Below are 14,520 nucleotides of genomic sequence, written 5' to 3'. Positions count from 1 at the left end.
GAGGCGGCACACGCCGCCCTTGGGGGTGGCGCCGATCTGCGCCAGCTCCATCAGCGATGCCCACAGGCGATCGCCGTTGATGCGCAGGTTCTCGATTTCGGGTTTGACTTTTGTGTCCATGGTGTTCTCCAGATGCATTGCAGCGCTTAGCGCGCCACCGCCGAGGGGGCCAGGTCCTGCGCACGCTTTTGCACGGCCTGGAAGTTCGCGCCAAACGCGGGGCGCTTGATATAGCGGCCCTTGCCCTGCTCGGCCCGTAGGTCGCCATTGGCAAACACCACGCGCCCTTGGCTGACGGTGTGACTGGGAATGCCGCGCACGGTGCGGCCTTCAAAAATGTTGAAGTCACCCTTGCTGAACTGCGTCTTGGCCGAGAAGGTCTTGGTGCCTTGCGGGTCCCACAGCACCAGGTCGGCATCGGCGCCTTCGCCGATGTAGCCTTTGCGCGGGTAGATGTTGAACAGCTTGGCCGCGTTGGCCGAGGTGATGGCCACGAACTCGCTGGGCGTAAGTCGCCCGGTGTTCACGCCACCATCCCACAGCGCGGCCATGCGCTCTTCCACGCCGCCCGTGCCGTTGGGGATCTTGGCGAAGTTCTCCTTGCCCATGGCCTTTTGCGCGGCGCAGAAGGTGCAGTGGTCTGTCGCCGTGGTGTGCAGCTGGCCCGACTGCAGGCCGCGCCACAGCGCCTCCTGGTGGCCCTTGGGGCGGAAGGGTGGGCTCATCACATAGGCGGCGGCCTTGGCAAAGTCGGGGTCGCGGTACACGCTGTCGTCCACCAGCAGGTGGCCCGCCAGCACCTCGCCGTACACGCGCTGGCCGCGCGCGCGGGCGCGGGCAATCGCGTCGGCCGATTCCATGCAGCTCACGTGGACCACGTAGATCGGCACGCCCAGCACATCGGCAATGGCGATGGCGCGGTTGGCGGCTTCGGCCTCCACCATCGGTGGGCGCGACAGCGGGTGGCCCTCAGGCCCGGTGATGCCCATCTTGGCGACCTCCTGCTGCAGCAGGTACACCAGCTCACCGTTCTCGGCGTGCACCGTGGGCATGGCGCCCAGCTCCAGCGCGCGCTTGAAGCTGTTCACCAGGGTTTCGTCGTCGCACATGATGGCGTTCTTGTAGGCCATGAAGTGCTTGAAGCTGTTCACCCCCTCCTGCTGCACCAGCGTGCCCATGTCGGCGCGCACCTGCTCGCTCCACCAGGTGATGGCGACGTGGAAGGAATAGTCGGCAGCCGACTTCTCCGCCCAGCCCCGCCACTTGTGGTAGGCGTCCAGGATGGGTTCCTGCGGGTCGGGGATCACGAAGTCGATGATGCTCGTGGTGCCGCCCGCCAGCGCGGCGGCCGTGCCGGTGAAGAAGTCGTCCATGGTGACGGTGCCCATGAACGGCAGCTGCATGTGCGTGTGCGGGTCGATGCCGCCGGGCAGCACGTACTGGCCGCTGGCGTCCAGCGTCTCTGCACCCGCGGGGGCCTGGGCCGCAGCGTCGTCCCCCACGGCCACGATGCGGCCATCGACACACAACACATCGGCGCGCTGTTCACGGTCGGCGTTGACCACGGTGCCACCGCGGATCACAAGGGCTTGGCTCATGGGGGTCTCCTTCAGGGATACGGATCAATTCAAAAAAAAGGGACCCTGCACTGGCACCAGGCCCAGGCAGGGTCCGGGGCATCACTTCTTCTTGGCCGTCAGGTAGTAGTAGGTGCCGGCCACCGCCAGGCTGAAGAACCAGCCCGCATCGAACAGCGACAACCAGATGGCAGGCATGCCCGCCTTGTCCACCACACCCGACACGGCAAGGTAGCCCGGCAGGCAGGGCAGCACGCCCAGTGCGAAAGCGATCAGGGCCTGCAGGTTCCAGCCGTTGCTGTACTCGTATTCACCGCCACGGCGGTACAGGTCGTCCACCTTCAGTTCGCTCTTGCGCACCAGGTAGTAGTCCACCAGCAGGATGCCCGCGATGGCGCCCAGCAGCGTGCCGTAGCCGCCCAGCCAGGTGAACAGGTAGCCGCCCGAGGTGGCCAGCAGTTTCCAGGGCATGAACAGCAGACCGATGCCTGCAGCGATCAGGCCGCCCATGCGGAAGCTGATCTTGGACGGCGCGCACTGGCTGAAGTCATACGACGGCGAAACCAGGTTGGCGGCCACGTTGGTGGTGAGGTTGGCGAGCAAGATCACCAGCAGGCCCAGGCCTGCGGCCACGCTGCCCATCTGCGTGAGCAGACCATCGGGGAACAGCTGGGCCTTGCCGTACAGGATGGCCGAGGCAGAGAAGCCGATCACGCCCACCATGGAGAACAGCGCCATGGGAATCGGCAGGCCGATGGCCTGCCCCACCACCTGGTCCTTCTGCGACTTGGCAAAGCGGGTGAAGTCCGGAATGTTGAGTGCCAGCGTGGCCCAGAAGCCGACCAGGCCGGTGAGCGCCGCCCAGGTCTTGGGGCCGCCCTCGACCACCTTGGCGGGCAGGTTGAAGAGCTGGCCCGAGGGCACCTTCATCATCAGCACCACAACCAGTGCGATGGACGCAATGATCATCAGCGGCGCCGCAATCACCTCCAGCATGCGGATGGACTCCGGCCCCTTCCAGATGAACCAGATGTGCACCGCCCAAAACGCCAGAAAGCACATGAACTGCGAGGTGCTGATGGTCTGCCCATCGGCCGGTCCCGCGAGCCCCATGCCCAGGATGTTGAGGAACCCGTGCAGCGCCAGCGCGCCAAAGTAGCAGTTGATGGAGAACCAGCCACACGCCACCAGCCCGCGCAGCACGGCGGGCAGGTTGGCGCCTTTCACGCCAAACGATGCACGCGCCAGCACCGGGAACGGCACGCCGTACCGGGGCCCCACGCGCCCGATGAGCACCATGGGCACCAGCACGATGCAGTTGGCCAGGAACACCAGCCACACGGCCATCTGCCAGGTGAAGCCTTGGTCCAGCATGGAGCTGGCCATGGTGTAGGTGGGCACACACACGACCATGCCCACCCAGAGTGCGGCAAAGTCCTTCCACGTCCAGTGTCGCTGCGCGGCGGTGGTGGGGAGCAGATCTTCATTGGCGAGCGTGTTGGATGCATCGCCGGGCATCAGCCCCGCCACATGGGCCGCGCTGCCGGTACTGTTGGTCATGCCTGTACTCCTGTCAAAGACGTCGTTGGGGTTGCACACAACCCGCTGTCTGTTCCAGCGCCCTCACGCTGGCAGATGGCGGGCAAAGGGAAGCGAGCGATGCTAGAGATCACGCAAGAACTGCACCAGATGCAGTGCAGCATGCGTTGCAAATCGGCACCACAACGGGTGCTGTCACAACGCTTTGCGGGGTCGGTGGCACAAGCTCGCAGGGGCACATATCAAGCGGCTGCAGACACGCGCTGCGGGTTGTTGGGGTGCGTGGTCCAGTTGGCGTATTCGCCCGTCACCGTCTTGCCGGTGCGCACATCCACCTCGCCCGGCTCCAGCGCGCGCATGGTGATGCACTCGGGCACGGGGCAGATCGACACGCACAGGTTGCAGCCCACGCACTCGGCCTCGTTGATTTCGAACTTGCGCACACCGCCTTCCTTGGTGAAGGTGATGGCCTGGTGCGAGGTGTCTTCGCAGACCACATGGCAGCGGCCGCACTGGATGCAGGCATCCTGGTTGATGACAGCTTTTTCGATGTGGTTGAGGTTGAGGTTCTTCCAGTCCTTCACGGTAGGCACGGCCTGGCCCTTGAAGTCGTCGAGCGTGGCATACCCGTGCTCGTCCATGAAGTTGGACAGGCCGTCGCACATGTCCTGCACGATCTTGAAGCCATACACCATGGCGGCCGTGCACACCTGCACCGTGCCGCAGCCGAGCGCAATGTATTCGGCCGCGTCGCGCCAGGTGGTGATGCCGCCAATACCGCTGATGGGCAGGCCAGCGGTCTGCGCGTCGCGTGCAATCTCGGCCACCATGTTCAGCGCAATCGGCTTGACGGCCGGGCCGCAGTAGCCGCCGTGCGAGCCCCAGCCGTCCGTGCTCGGGCTCATCACCATGCGGTCCAGGTCCACACCCATGATGGAGTTGATGGTGTTGATGAGCGACACCGCATCGGCTCCGCCCGCCTTGGCGGCGCGTGCGGGCTGGCGCACGTCGGTGATGTTGGGGGTGAGCTTCACGATCACTGGCAGCTTGCAGTAGTGCTTGCACCAGGCCGTGACCATCTGGATGTATTCAGGCACCTGGCCCACAGCCGCGCCCATGCCACGCTCGCTCATGCCATGTGGGCAGCCGAAGTTGAGTTCAATGCCGTCGGCGCCGGTGTCTTCCACGAGCGGCAGGATGTTCTTCCAGCTCTCTTCCACGCACGGCACCATCAGCGAAACGATCATGGCGCGGTCCGGCCAGTTGCGTTTGACGCGCTTGATTTCTTCCAGGTTGGTGTGCAGCGGCCGGTCGGTGATCAGCTCGATGTTGTTCAGGCCAATCACGCGGCGGTCTTGCGACATGAGTGTGGAGTAGCGCGGGCCGTTGACGTTGACCACCGGTGGGTCTTCGCCCAGCGTCTTCCACACCACGCCGCCCCAGCCCGCCTCGAAGGCGCGGGTGACGTTGATCTCCTTGTCGGTGGGTGGTGCGGAGGCCAGCCAGAAGGGGTTGGGGCTCTGGATGCCCAGGAAATTGCTGCGAATGTCTGCCATGGGGTGCTCCCGTGAAAACTGGGGTGAAGGGGTTCAAGCCATCAGTGCGGCGTGGATGGACACAGCGGCGACCTTGCCGTGCTCCACCGCTTCCACCGTGAGGTCGCGGCCGCCCACACGGCAGTCGCCACCGGCCCATACACGCGGCAGGCTGGTCTGGCCTTCGGCATCGGTGGCGATGCGCCCGCCCTCCAGCACGATGCGGTTGCCCACAGGCTCGGCCACAAAGGTCTGGCCAATGGCCTTGAGCACCATGTCGGCTTCGAGCGTGAAGGTCTCGCCGGTTTCCCCCAGCTTGCCTCCGCTCAATGCCGTGGCGGCAAAACGCACGCCCTTGATAACACCGCCTTCGATCAGCACCTCTTTCGGTGCCGCCCAGTGGCGGATGGTCACGCCGTTCGTCTGCGCCCATTGCTGCTCCACGTGCGATGCCGACATGGCCTCAGCGCCCCGGCGGTAGACGATGGTCACCTCTTCCGCGCCCAGCTTGCGCGACTGCACAGCGGCATCCACCGCCGTCATGCCGCCACCAATCACCACTACGCGGCGGCCTACAGGCAGGGCGGAGAGGTCGGTGCTCTGGCGCAGCTCGGCGATGAAGTCCACGGCATTGCGCAACCCAGTGGCCGTGGGCTCAGCCACGCCCAGCGCGTTCACGCCCTGCAGGCCCAGTCCCAGGAACACAGCGTCGTAAGCGCCCAGCAGGCTGTCGAGCGTGATGTCACGGCCCAGTTGCTGGCCGGTGCGCACCTCGATACCGCCGATGGACAACAGCCACTCCACTTCCTTTTGCGCGAAGTTGTGCGTGGTCTTGTAGCTGGCCAGGCCATATTCGTTGAGGCCGCCGAGCTTGGGGCGCGCCTCGAACAGCACCACGTCATGCCCGCGCACAGCCAGGCCATGCGCGCAGGCCAGGCCCGCCGGCCCGGCGCCCACCACGGCCACGCGCTTGCCGGTGGCGGCTGCACGCTGGAACAGCGGTGCACCGGGCTGGGCAAAGAAGGCGTCGGTGGCGTAGCGCTGCAACGAGCCGATCTCCACCGGCTTGTCCTCGTTGGTGTTGCGCACGCAGGCCTGTTCGCACAGCACCTCGGTGGGGCACACGCGGGCGCACATGCCACCGAGCGGGTTGGCCTCCAGGATGGCGCGGGCAGCGCCCCGGTTGTTGTCTTGCGCAATGCGGTGGATGAACGAGGGGATGTCGATGCCCGTGGGACATGCCGTGGCGCAGGGCGCGTCGTGGCAGTAGTAGCAACGCTCGGCCTCGATCAGCGCCTGCGCCCGGGTGAGCGGCGGGTGCGCGTCGCTGAAGTTGACGGCGTAGTCGGCCAGGTTCAGGCGTGCGGCATGAATGCCGCAGGCACGGCTTGCGGGTGTGTCCATCAGGTTTCCTCCGAGAGGGTCAGGGTGGGGGTCTGGGCGCCCATGGGGCGTGCAAGCGCACGCCGCGCAGCGTTGGAGCGCCAGCAAGTGGCGCCAACCAATGCGGCACCGGCGTGAATGCTGGTGCCCGCAAACTTCGGAGGTTTCATCGTGGTCCTCGCTGTGGGGTGCAGGCGCCCGCTGCTTTGCGACGGCGGTGCCCTGCGTTGTGGGTCAATTTACCAACCAGTAAAAATTTACCAATTGGTAAAATCCCTACAGCAAACCGCGTGCCAGCCTCCAGCCAGCCAATTGCCAGTTTTCAGGCCCCGGCTTGTTCCACAATGGTGCAATGACTGCAGCCCGCCCGTCCCCTGCCCCCCCGCGCCCCCGCAAGGCGGCCCTCCCGCCCGCCCACGACGAGCCCGCCCCCCGCGCCCCCACGGCCTCGCGGTTGCTCAAGGAGCAGGGCATCCTTACCGAGGCAGAGAATCAGTTTGCGCAATTCGGCTTTGAGGGCGCATCGCTGGAGAGCATTGCCGCCGCCATCGGCATCAGCCGCCACAACCTGCTGTACTACTTCCCAAGCAAGGAGGCGCTGTACCAGCGGGTGCTGGACGATGTGCTCACCCAGTGGCTGGCAGGCATGGAAGACCTGTCGCACAGCGATGACCCCCAGCAGGCGCTTCGGCGCTACATCCGCGCCAAGCTGCACTATTCGCGCACCCGCCCCCAGGGCGCCAAGGTGTTCACCAAAGAGGTGATTGCGGGTGCACCACGGTATGGCACGGCCATCACCGAACGCGTGGCGCCGCTGCTCAAGACCGAGGTGCGCACCTTCGAGCGCTGGGCGCGCGAGGGCCGCATTGCCAAGGTCAACTTCACGCACCTGATGTTCATCATCTGGTCGGTCACGCAGGCGTATGCGGAGCAGGAAGCCCAGTTCGCCCTGTTGCTGGGCAAACCCGCCCTGACCGAGCGCGACTACGAAAAGGCCGAGGAACTGATTGTGCGCATGGTGCTGAGCGCGCTGGCGCCCGATGCGGTGGTCTAAGCCAGCAAGGTGCACCAAACGCTATATAAAAGATAGCTGCCAGCACAATTAATACATGCGCTTGAGGCCAATTTCTTCACTTATTGGCGTCAAGCACCCAATGTTTTCAGCCGCCGGTACAGCGATCGCTCGCTAATGCCCAGCCGCCGCGCCAGGGCTAAACGGCTGCCCTGGTGGGCAGCCACGGCTTGGCGCAGGGCCTCGTCGTCGGGCAAGGGGCGGCGGCGTGGCAGCCCCGCTAACGCAACCGATACAGGCAGCACCCCTGCGCCCTGAGCCACCGCACCCGCGAGCGGGGGCAGACCACAGGCAAGCGCTTGCTGCACATGCTCCGCGCCGATGCTGTCGCCATCGCACAGCAAGGCGGTGCGCTCCAGCAGGTTGCGCAGTTCCCGCACATTGCCGGGGTAGGGCTGCGCCTCCAGCAAGGCCAGCGCAGCGCCAGACAACTGCAGCGCACGGGGCGGGGGCGCCACGCGCTCCAGCAGCGCGCGTGCCAGCAAAGCGGTGTCCCCCTGGCGTTCGCGCAGCGGTGGCAGATGGATGGGGAAGGTGCTCAGGCGGTAATACAGGTCTTCGCGAAAGTGCCCCGCGGCCACCATGTGCTGCAGGTTGCGGTGCGTGGCAGACACCACGCGCAGGTCGACATGCCGCAGTTCGGTGCTGCCCACGCGGCGGTAGGTGCCGGTCTCCAGCAGACGCAGCAGCTTGACCTGCAGCGACAGGGGGATGTCGCCCACTTCGTCCAGAAACAGCGTGCCGCCGTTGGCCGCCTCCACCAGCCCCGGCCGGGCCTGTGCCGCGCCGGTGAACGCCCCTTTCTCATGCCCGAACAGCTCGGACTCGAACAGCGCCTCGGGCAGGCTGGAGCAGTCCACGGGCACCAGCGCCCGCCGCGCGCGCAGGCTGCCCTGGTGCACGGCATGGGCCGCCAGCTCCTTGCCCGTGCCCGACTCGCCCAGCAACAGCACCGCAGCCCGCGAAGGCGCCACCCGCGCCACCAGGCCCAGCATCTTCTGGAAAGCGGGCGAACGCCCGATGAGCCCCTGCGCCGACGGCACCGGCTGCGCCGCCACCGGCAAGGGCACCATCTTTTCGACAAAGAACCCCGCGGTGCCGTCCGCACCCGCCACCGGCGCCAGCTCGATCTGCACATATTCCTCGCCCTGGGCGGTGTGGTGCACATGCAGCACCCGTTCGCGTTGCCCCGAGGCGCGCGCCTGCGCCAGCGGGCAGGACTCGCCCGCCTGGTCACAGGGCACGCTGGCATGGTGTGACACAGCGTGGCAGGTGCGCCCCACCACGCTGCCACCCGCGCCACCAGCCGTAGCGAACAGGCGGCGATAGGCGCCATTGGCCGCCAGGATGCGATAGCGGCCGTCCAGCAGGATGTGCGGATCTGGCAGGCCCTCCAGAAAGGACACCAGTTCTGCGGGTGGTGCGGGGAGGTGGGGCATGGAAAAACCTTCGTACATGCAAGGGCCCTGACGGTGCACCGGTTTCGGCAGCGGGCCTTTGATCTATGCCATGCGGACTGCAACGGATGGCAGTTGGCAGCCGGTTTGGCAGACAGGGTGGCAGTGAATCCGGCCGCTGCCGGGCCTGCGGAGCACCTGCAAATTTGACATCGCGCGCGCAACCCATTGAATTCATAGGCTTTTCATGCAGTACGCGCCATGGCAGGCCGGTCTTGCGGGTGATGGCACGTCGTTTGCGGTGAAGCATTGCCGCCCGCTGCGTTGCGGGCGGTGGTTGTCACCCCGCCGAGCCCCCCTCTCGACGCCACCGCCAGTCCTACCTCTCTCTGAAAGCACCCCATGTCTCTCCACACCGCTATTCCCAATGGCTGCCTTTCAGGCACCGACGGCGATCCCTCCGCAGAGCGTCGGCAACTGGTGCTGCTGACAGCGGCCACGGGCTGCGTGGCGGCGGCAGGGGTTGCCGTGCCCCTGGTGTCCAGCCTGGCCCCCAGCGAACGCGCACGGGCCATGGGCGCCGGTGTCGAGGTGGACATCGGCGACCTGCCGCCCGGCGGCGTGAAGACGGTGGAATGGCGCGGCAAGCCCGTGTGGATCATGCGGCGCACGCCCGAAATGTTGGCCGCCCTGCCCCAGCAAGACGCCGCGCTGGCCGACCCGGCCTCGCGCAAGGACCAGCAACCCGAGTACGCCCGCAACCCGCAACGCTCCATCCGCCCGGAGGTGTTTGTCACCGTGGGCATCTGCACGCACCTCGGCTGCTCCCCCACCGCCGTGCCCGCAGGCACCTCCAACCCCAGCGTGGGCGACCAGTGGCAGGGCGGCTTCTTTTGTCCCTGCCACGGCTCCACCTTCGACCTGGCAGGCCGCGTCTTCAGGAACAAGCCCGCGCCCACCAACCTGGAGGTCCCGCCGCACCGCTACGTGTCTGACACCCGGCTGCTCATCGGGGAAGACGCGGCCTGAGCGATGGCAGCCGCTTGGGGCGGCGCATTCCCGGTTCAAGCTTCGCGTCACCCCTGCTTCTGCTGCCACAGCACATCCAACACATGCTGGGTGGCGCGCTCCACCGGGCCCGCGCGGTGGGCAATGCCCAGGGGGCGCCACAGCCGGGGTTGCACGGGCAGCATGCGAATGCGCGGGTCCAGCGGCGTGGCGGTGGATGCCTCGTGCGGCAGCAGTGTGGCCCCATAGCCGGCCGCCACCAGGCTCTTGATGGCATCGTTGTAGTTGAGCTGGATGCGCGCCTTGGGCTGCTCGCCCGCCAGAGCCAGCCATTCGCTCGTCAGGCGCGACAGGCTGGTGCCGTCGTCATTCAGGATCAACGGCTGCCCCGCCAGCCACTGGGGCGTGACCCTGCGGGGTGCCGCCCAGGCCGAGGGGACGAACGCCATCACCGGGTCGCGCCGCCACGGCATCACCGTCACCCCGCGCACTGAGGCCATGGGCAAGGCCACCAGGCCCACGTCCAGCGTGCCCAGCGCCAGACGCGACACAGTCTCCTGCGACGTGAGCACCAGCACCTGCACATCGATGCCAGGGTGGTGCTGGCCCAGCACTTCCAGCGCCTGGGGCAGCAGGTGCGCGATGGCGCCGGTGGACGCGCCCAGCCGCACCCGCCCCTCCAGCCCCTGCACCTGGCGCCGCACCAGGTCCATGGCCTCGTCGGCATCGGCCAGCAGGCGCCGGGCCCGCTCCACCAGCACCTCGCCCGCGCCAGACGGCCGCACCTCGCCCCGCTTGCGCACCAGCAACGGCGCACCAATCAACGCCTCCAGGTCGGCAATGTGCAGGCTGACGGTGGGCGGCGCCAGGTGCAGCGTGCGGGCAGCTTCAGCGAAAGACCCGAGGTCAGCGATGGTGACCAGGGTGCGCAGCCGGTCGAGATTGAGTTCGCGCATGACGTTCAGCAGAACTGATCTTGATGTTTGTGAAATTCAACTTTTCAAAGTTTAGACCGGCGCCGAAGATTCCGTATCCCACCCCTGCGAGGAATCCGCACCATGACCACCCAGCCCCTTGTTTTTATTGACGGCGACCAAGGCACCACCGGCCTGCAAATCCACCAGCGCCTGCACGGCCGCACAGACCTGCAGCTGCTGACACTGCCCGAAGCCGACCGCAAGAACCCCACCCGCCGCGCCGAAGCCATCAACAGCTGCGACATCGCCATCCTGTGCCTGCCCGACGCCGCCGCCCGCGAAGCCGTGGCCGCCATCCACAACCCCTCAGTGCGCGTGATCGACGCCAGCTCGGCCCACCGCACGGACGCGCAATGGGTTTACGGCTTTCCAGAAATGGATGCGGTGCAGGCCGCGCGCATCGCCAGCGCGCAACGCGTCAGCAACCCCGGCTGTTACCCCACAGGCGCCATCGCCCTGCTGCGCCCCCTGGTGCAGGCCGGCTTGCTGCCCACCGACCACGCGCTCAACATCCATGCGGTATCGGGCTACTCCGGCGGTGGGCGTGCCCGCGTGCAAGCCCACGAAGGCCCCGAGGCAGCCCATGCGCCCGCCTTCCAGGTCTATGGACTGCAGTTGCAGCACAAACACACGCCCGAGATCGCGCAACACGCCGGACTGTCGCAGCGCCCGTTTTTTCTGCCCTCGTACGGCGCCTTCCGCCAGGGCATCGTGCTGACCATCGGGCTGCATCTGCGGCAGCTCGCGCCCGGAGCGCAAGGCGAACACCTGCACGCCTGCCTGCAGCAGCACTATGCCGGCGCCACCTTTGTCGAGGTGATGCCCCCCGCCACCACCGAAGCGGCCGAGCATCTGGACCCGCAAGCCCTGAACGGCACCAACCGGCTGCAGCTGGGGGTGTTCAGCAACGCCCGCCACGGTCAGGTGTTGCTGACCGCCGTGTTTGACAACCTTGGCAAGGGCGCCTCGGGGGCGGCGGTGCAGAACCTGGATCTGATGCTGGTTGCTGCGGCCTGACGGACTTGGACAGAACATTGCGGAACGCCAGTTAACCTTAGAAACCCAGCAGGCGTAAGTCGTTGATTTACTTCAGTTTCCTCCAAACTGCGCCATTGGTGTTTAGAGGCCCGCGCCACTCTACATTCGTCGGTGCGGTTTTTGCGCCACTAGACTTTCGTGGGTGCGAAGCTCGCTATCGGACGCAAATAGACGGTCTCGTCTGCTCGCCCTCATCAACAAGTCCGCATCAGGGGGCGCACCAGTTCGACCGCCGGTATCGCCTAGAACAACACCTTCTGCGCACTCGTCAATGCTGCAAAGCTGTCCCCCAGCGGCTGAAGAATCGCATCAGCAATGGGTTGCAGTTGTTTGACGAGGTAGTGCTCATAGTCAATGCGCGAATGCCGGGCCTCCAGAGGTTCGGGGCCGCTCTGCGTCATCACGTACTCGATCCAGCCGCCACGCTGGTACTGCTGAGGGCGGTTCAACTTCGCGTTGTGTGCGTCAGCGATGCGCGCCGCGCGCACCTGGGGCGGCACGTTGACCTCGTAGGCATCGAGCCGGTGGCGCAGGCGTTTTCGGTAGACGAGCAACGCATCCATTTGACCGTCCAGCATCGACCGCGCATAGTGGGCAACGAAAGCCTGATAGGGCTCGCCATGGAAGATGCGTGACAGCAAGCCCTCCTGGAACTGGCGTGCCAACAGGGTCCAGTCGCTGCGGGCCATCTCCAGCCCGCGATAGACCATCTCCTCCCGCCCCTCTTCATCGATGCTCAGGCCGGCATAGCGCTTCTTGCTGCCGACATCCGATCCCCGGATGGTGGGCATGAAGAATTTGGCGTAGTGCATGTCGAACTCAATCTCGAGGAAGTTCTCCAACTGCTGCTCTTCTCGCAGCTTGCCGGTCCACCAAGCGTTGATCTCCTGCACCAAGCTGGCCGCGATGGCGTGTGCCTCCGCATTGGAATAAGTGCGCTTGAGCCAGATGAAGATGGAGTCGGTGTCTCCGTAGATGACCTGGTATCCACGCAGCTCCACGAAGGTCCGTGTGAGCTTCATCACCTCGTGGCCGCGCAGGGTCACTGCAGACACCAGCTTCGGATTGAAGAAGCGGCATTCCGACGCACCCAGCACACCCGCAAAGGAATTCATGAGCAGCTTCAGGGCCTGCGACAGCGGCTGATTGCGCGCCCGCTTGGCCTCGTCCCGGGCATTCGAGAGTGTGGTCACGATGTCCGGCAGACAGTGTTTGTCGCGCGAGAACAGCGTGCCTTGTGGCCCTTGCACCAACCCGGTCTGGACCTTGGTGCTCTCTCCCTCTGCCAAGCCTACTGGATCCACTAGGAAGGTCCGGATGATGGAGGGGTACAGGCTCTTGTAGTCCAAGACCACGACGGAGTCGTAGAAGCCCGGCCTGGAGTCCATCACATAGCCGCCAGGAAACGCCTTGGCTGCGATGTCACCCACGTTGGGTGCCACGTAGCCCAGGCGGTGCATGCGCGGCAGGTAGTGGTGGCTGAATGCGGCGATGGAGCCGCCGAAGTGATCTATCTGCAAGCCCGTGGTCTGGGCTCGCTCCAGCACGAACGGCAGCAGCTCCAGTTTGTCGAAAATGCGAAGGACGAGCGCGCAGTCGCGGATGTTGTAGCTGGCCAGCGCCGGCTTGTCTTCCTGGTAGCGCCGCTCGATTTCATCCATCTTGTCGTAAGCATCGCCGATCTCCTTGCCCTCGCCGAGCAATGCCTGCGAGACCGCTTCGAGGCTGAAAGACGGGAAGCTCCACATGCCCGCCCGCAGTGCTTCGATGCCATCGACAACCACGCGTCCGGGCATGGGTGCGAACAGGTAGCCTTGCCGTCCCGGGTGTGTACGCCAAGCGATGGGGCGGCGCTCGCGTCCGAGTAGCAGTTGCACGGAGTTCGCGTCGGCGGTCTTTTGCAGCACCCGCAGGTCGAACTGGATCACGCTCCAGCCGACGATGACATCCGGGTCATGGTCTGCAAACCAGGCATTGAGCTGCTCAATCATCTCCCGGCGTGTCGGGCAGTACACAAGCCTGAAGTCCACCGGCGACACAGCTGGCGCTGATACAGACTCTGGTGCTTCCCCCAGCATGAACACCACCCGGTCGCCCGCACCATCCAGTGCGATCGAGTACAGCTCCTCGGTCGCGCTCGTCTCAATGTCCAGCGACACCACCTTCAATACCGGGCGCCAACCGGATGCTGGCTTCAACTTGCCGTCGAGGATGGTCGAGCCTTCGCGCTGGCCTCCCTCGATCAGAACACCGGCCGTGATGAACCGCTCCATCAGGTAGCGATCGTGCGGGCGGACATCCGCTTCGTAGAGTGGTATTCCCAGCGGCTGGAGCGCGCGCGCCAGCTTGCCGAGATCGCGGAACCTGCGGGCATAGACGCCGAGGACGGGCTTCTGGTCGAATGTCTTCAAACCCAGCTCTCTCACCTCCATGCCCTGCAGGTTTGCCAAGTACGCCTGTGCCGCAGCCCGATGGAGGGCCGGCAGGAAGGCGACCGAGGTCTGCCGGGTCAGGAGCACCTTCTTCGGCCCCTCGTCGGTGGCCAGCCAGTATTCAATCTCGGTGCCGTCGGGGAGGTCGCGCCAGTGGCGGGTGAGGATGAAGCCCCGGAGTTCGGTGGGTGCGAGGGCTAAAGACATCAGGTGGAGCGGAAGACGGTGGCACGCTAATTCTGATGCCTCGAGCGAACAGGTTGAAAGCTACGAAGCACTCTTGAGCATGATACTGATCTTTTGTACAGTATTGCAAAAACCGATACCGCGAAGGCCATGCACAAACCAACCCGTTATGTATTCCGTCCCTCTCGACCGGCGCCCGCATTGCTGCGCCGGATCTGGGCATGGCTATAAGGCGACACCGCAGCCCTACACCTGACGACTTTCACCATCCAGCGTGATGCTCCGCTGCATCCAAAATCGTGTGTTACCGAGCAGATCTCTGGATAGACAACGTCAAGAGCGCGAATTGTTTGTACCGGCAGCATAAGTTGACCGT

The 14,520-nt window shown here is 65.5% G+C and carries 11 protein-coding genes; 3 read left to right on the top strand and 8 right to left on the bottom strand.

Features of this window, described 5'->3' with window-relative positions; genetic code table 11:
* Positions 1-146: 146 nt before the first annotated feature.
* The 5 genes from hydA to N4G42_RS04710 form a co-directional block, all read right to left on the bottom strand.
* Complete coding sequence (gene hydA, locus N4G42_RS04730; protein WP_260666358.1) at positions 147-1,598, bottom strand: dihydropyrimidinase; 1,452 nt, start codon at positions 1,596-1,598, stop codon at positions 147-149.
* Positions 1,599-1,679: 81 nt separating this feature from the next.
* A complete protein-coding gene (locus N4G42_RS04725; RefSeq protein WP_260666357.1) occupies positions 1,680-3,137 on the bottom strand; it encodes an NCS1 family nucleobase:cation symporter-1 in 1,458 nt (485 codons plus the stop codon).
* A gap of 221 nt (positions 3,138-3,358) precedes the next feature.
* Positions 3,359-4,672, bottom strand: a complete 1,314-nt coding sequence (gene preA / locus N4G42_RS04720) for an NAD-dependent dihydropyrimidine dehydrogenase subunit PreA (protein ID WP_260666355.1) — start codon at positions 4,670-4,672, stop codon at positions 3,359-3,361.
* Between the two features lie 33 nt (positions 4,673-4,705).
* Entirely contained in the window at positions 4,706-6,055 is a 1,350-nt protein-coding gene (locus tag N4G42_RS04715; RefSeq protein WP_260666354.1) for an NAD(P)-dependent oxidoreductase, read from the bottom strand.
* Positions 6,055-6,204, bottom strand: a complete 150-nt coding sequence (locus N4G42_RS04710) for a hypothetical protein (protein ID WP_156379419.1) — start codon at positions 6,202-6,204, stop codon at positions 6,055-6,057. The genes N4G42_RS04715 and N4G42_RS04710 overlap by 1 nt, the downstream gene beginning before the upstream one ends.
* 182 nt (positions 6,205-6,386) lie before the next feature.
* On the opposite strand from N4G42_RS04710, the gene N4G42_RS04705 reads away from it, so the two are divergent.
* Complete coding sequence (locus tag N4G42_RS04705; protein WP_260666353.1) at positions 6,387-7,088, top strand: TetR/AcrR family transcriptional regulator; 702 nt, start codon at positions 6,387-6,389, stop codon at positions 7,086-7,088.
* A gap of 89 nt (positions 7,089-7,177) precedes the next feature.
* On the opposite strand, the gene N4G42_RS04700 is transcribed toward N4G42_RS04705, so the two are convergent.
* Positions 7,178-8,545, bottom strand: coding sequence for a sigma-54 interaction domain-containing protein (locus N4G42_RS04700; RefSeq protein WP_260666352.1), 1,368 nt, complete (start codon positions 8,543-8,545; stop codon positions 7,178-7,180).
* Positions 8,546-8,905: 360 nt separating this feature from the next.
* On the opposite strand from N4G42_RS04700, the gene petA reads away from it, so the two are divergent.
* Entirely contained in the window at positions 8,906-9,532 is a 627-nt protein-coding gene (petA, locus tag N4G42_RS04695; RefSeq protein WP_260666351.1) for a ubiquinol-cytochrome c reductase iron-sulfur subunit, read from the top strand.
* Between the two features lie 47 nt (positions 9,533-9,579).
* Here petA and N4G42_RS04690 read toward each other — a convergent pair whose 3' ends face one another.
* Positions 9,580-10,467 carry a LysR family transcriptional regulator gene (locus N4G42_RS04690; RefSeq protein WP_260666350.1) on the bottom strand — a complete coding sequence of 296 codons (888 nt, stop codon included), beginning with the start codon at positions 10,465-10,467 and terminating at the stop codon, positions 9,580-9,582.
* Positions 10,468-10,569: 102 nt separating this feature from the next.
* Here N4G42_RS04690 and argC point away from each other — a divergent pair, with 102 nt between their 5' ends.
* Positions 10,570-11,505 carry an N-acetyl-gamma-glutamyl-phosphate reductase gene (gene argC, locus N4G42_RS04685; RefSeq protein ID WP_260666349.1) on the top strand — a complete coding sequence of 312 codons (936 nt, stop codon included), beginning with the start codon at positions 10,570-10,572 and terminating at the stop codon, positions 11,503-11,505.
* 263 nt (positions 11,506-11,768) lie between these two features.
* Here the strand turns inward: argC and N4G42_RS04680 are convergent, their stop codons facing one another.
* Positions 11,769-14,165, bottom strand: a complete 2,397-nt coding sequence (locus N4G42_RS04680; protein ID WP_260666348.1) for a DNA polymerase II — start codon at positions 14,163-14,165, stop codon at positions 11,769-11,771.
* Positions 14,166-14,520: the final 355 nt, after the last annotated feature.

Origin of the sequence: Acidovorax sp. K2F, from assembly GCF_025246485.1 — a bacterium.
Classification (GTDB): domain Bacteria; phylum Pseudomonadota; class Gammaproteobacteria; order Burkholderiales; family Burkholderiaceae_C; genus Acidovorax; species Acidovorax delafieldii.
The sequence above is the reverse complement of the archived record's forward strand: the minus strand, read 5'-3'. Positions and strand labels throughout refer to the sequence as shown.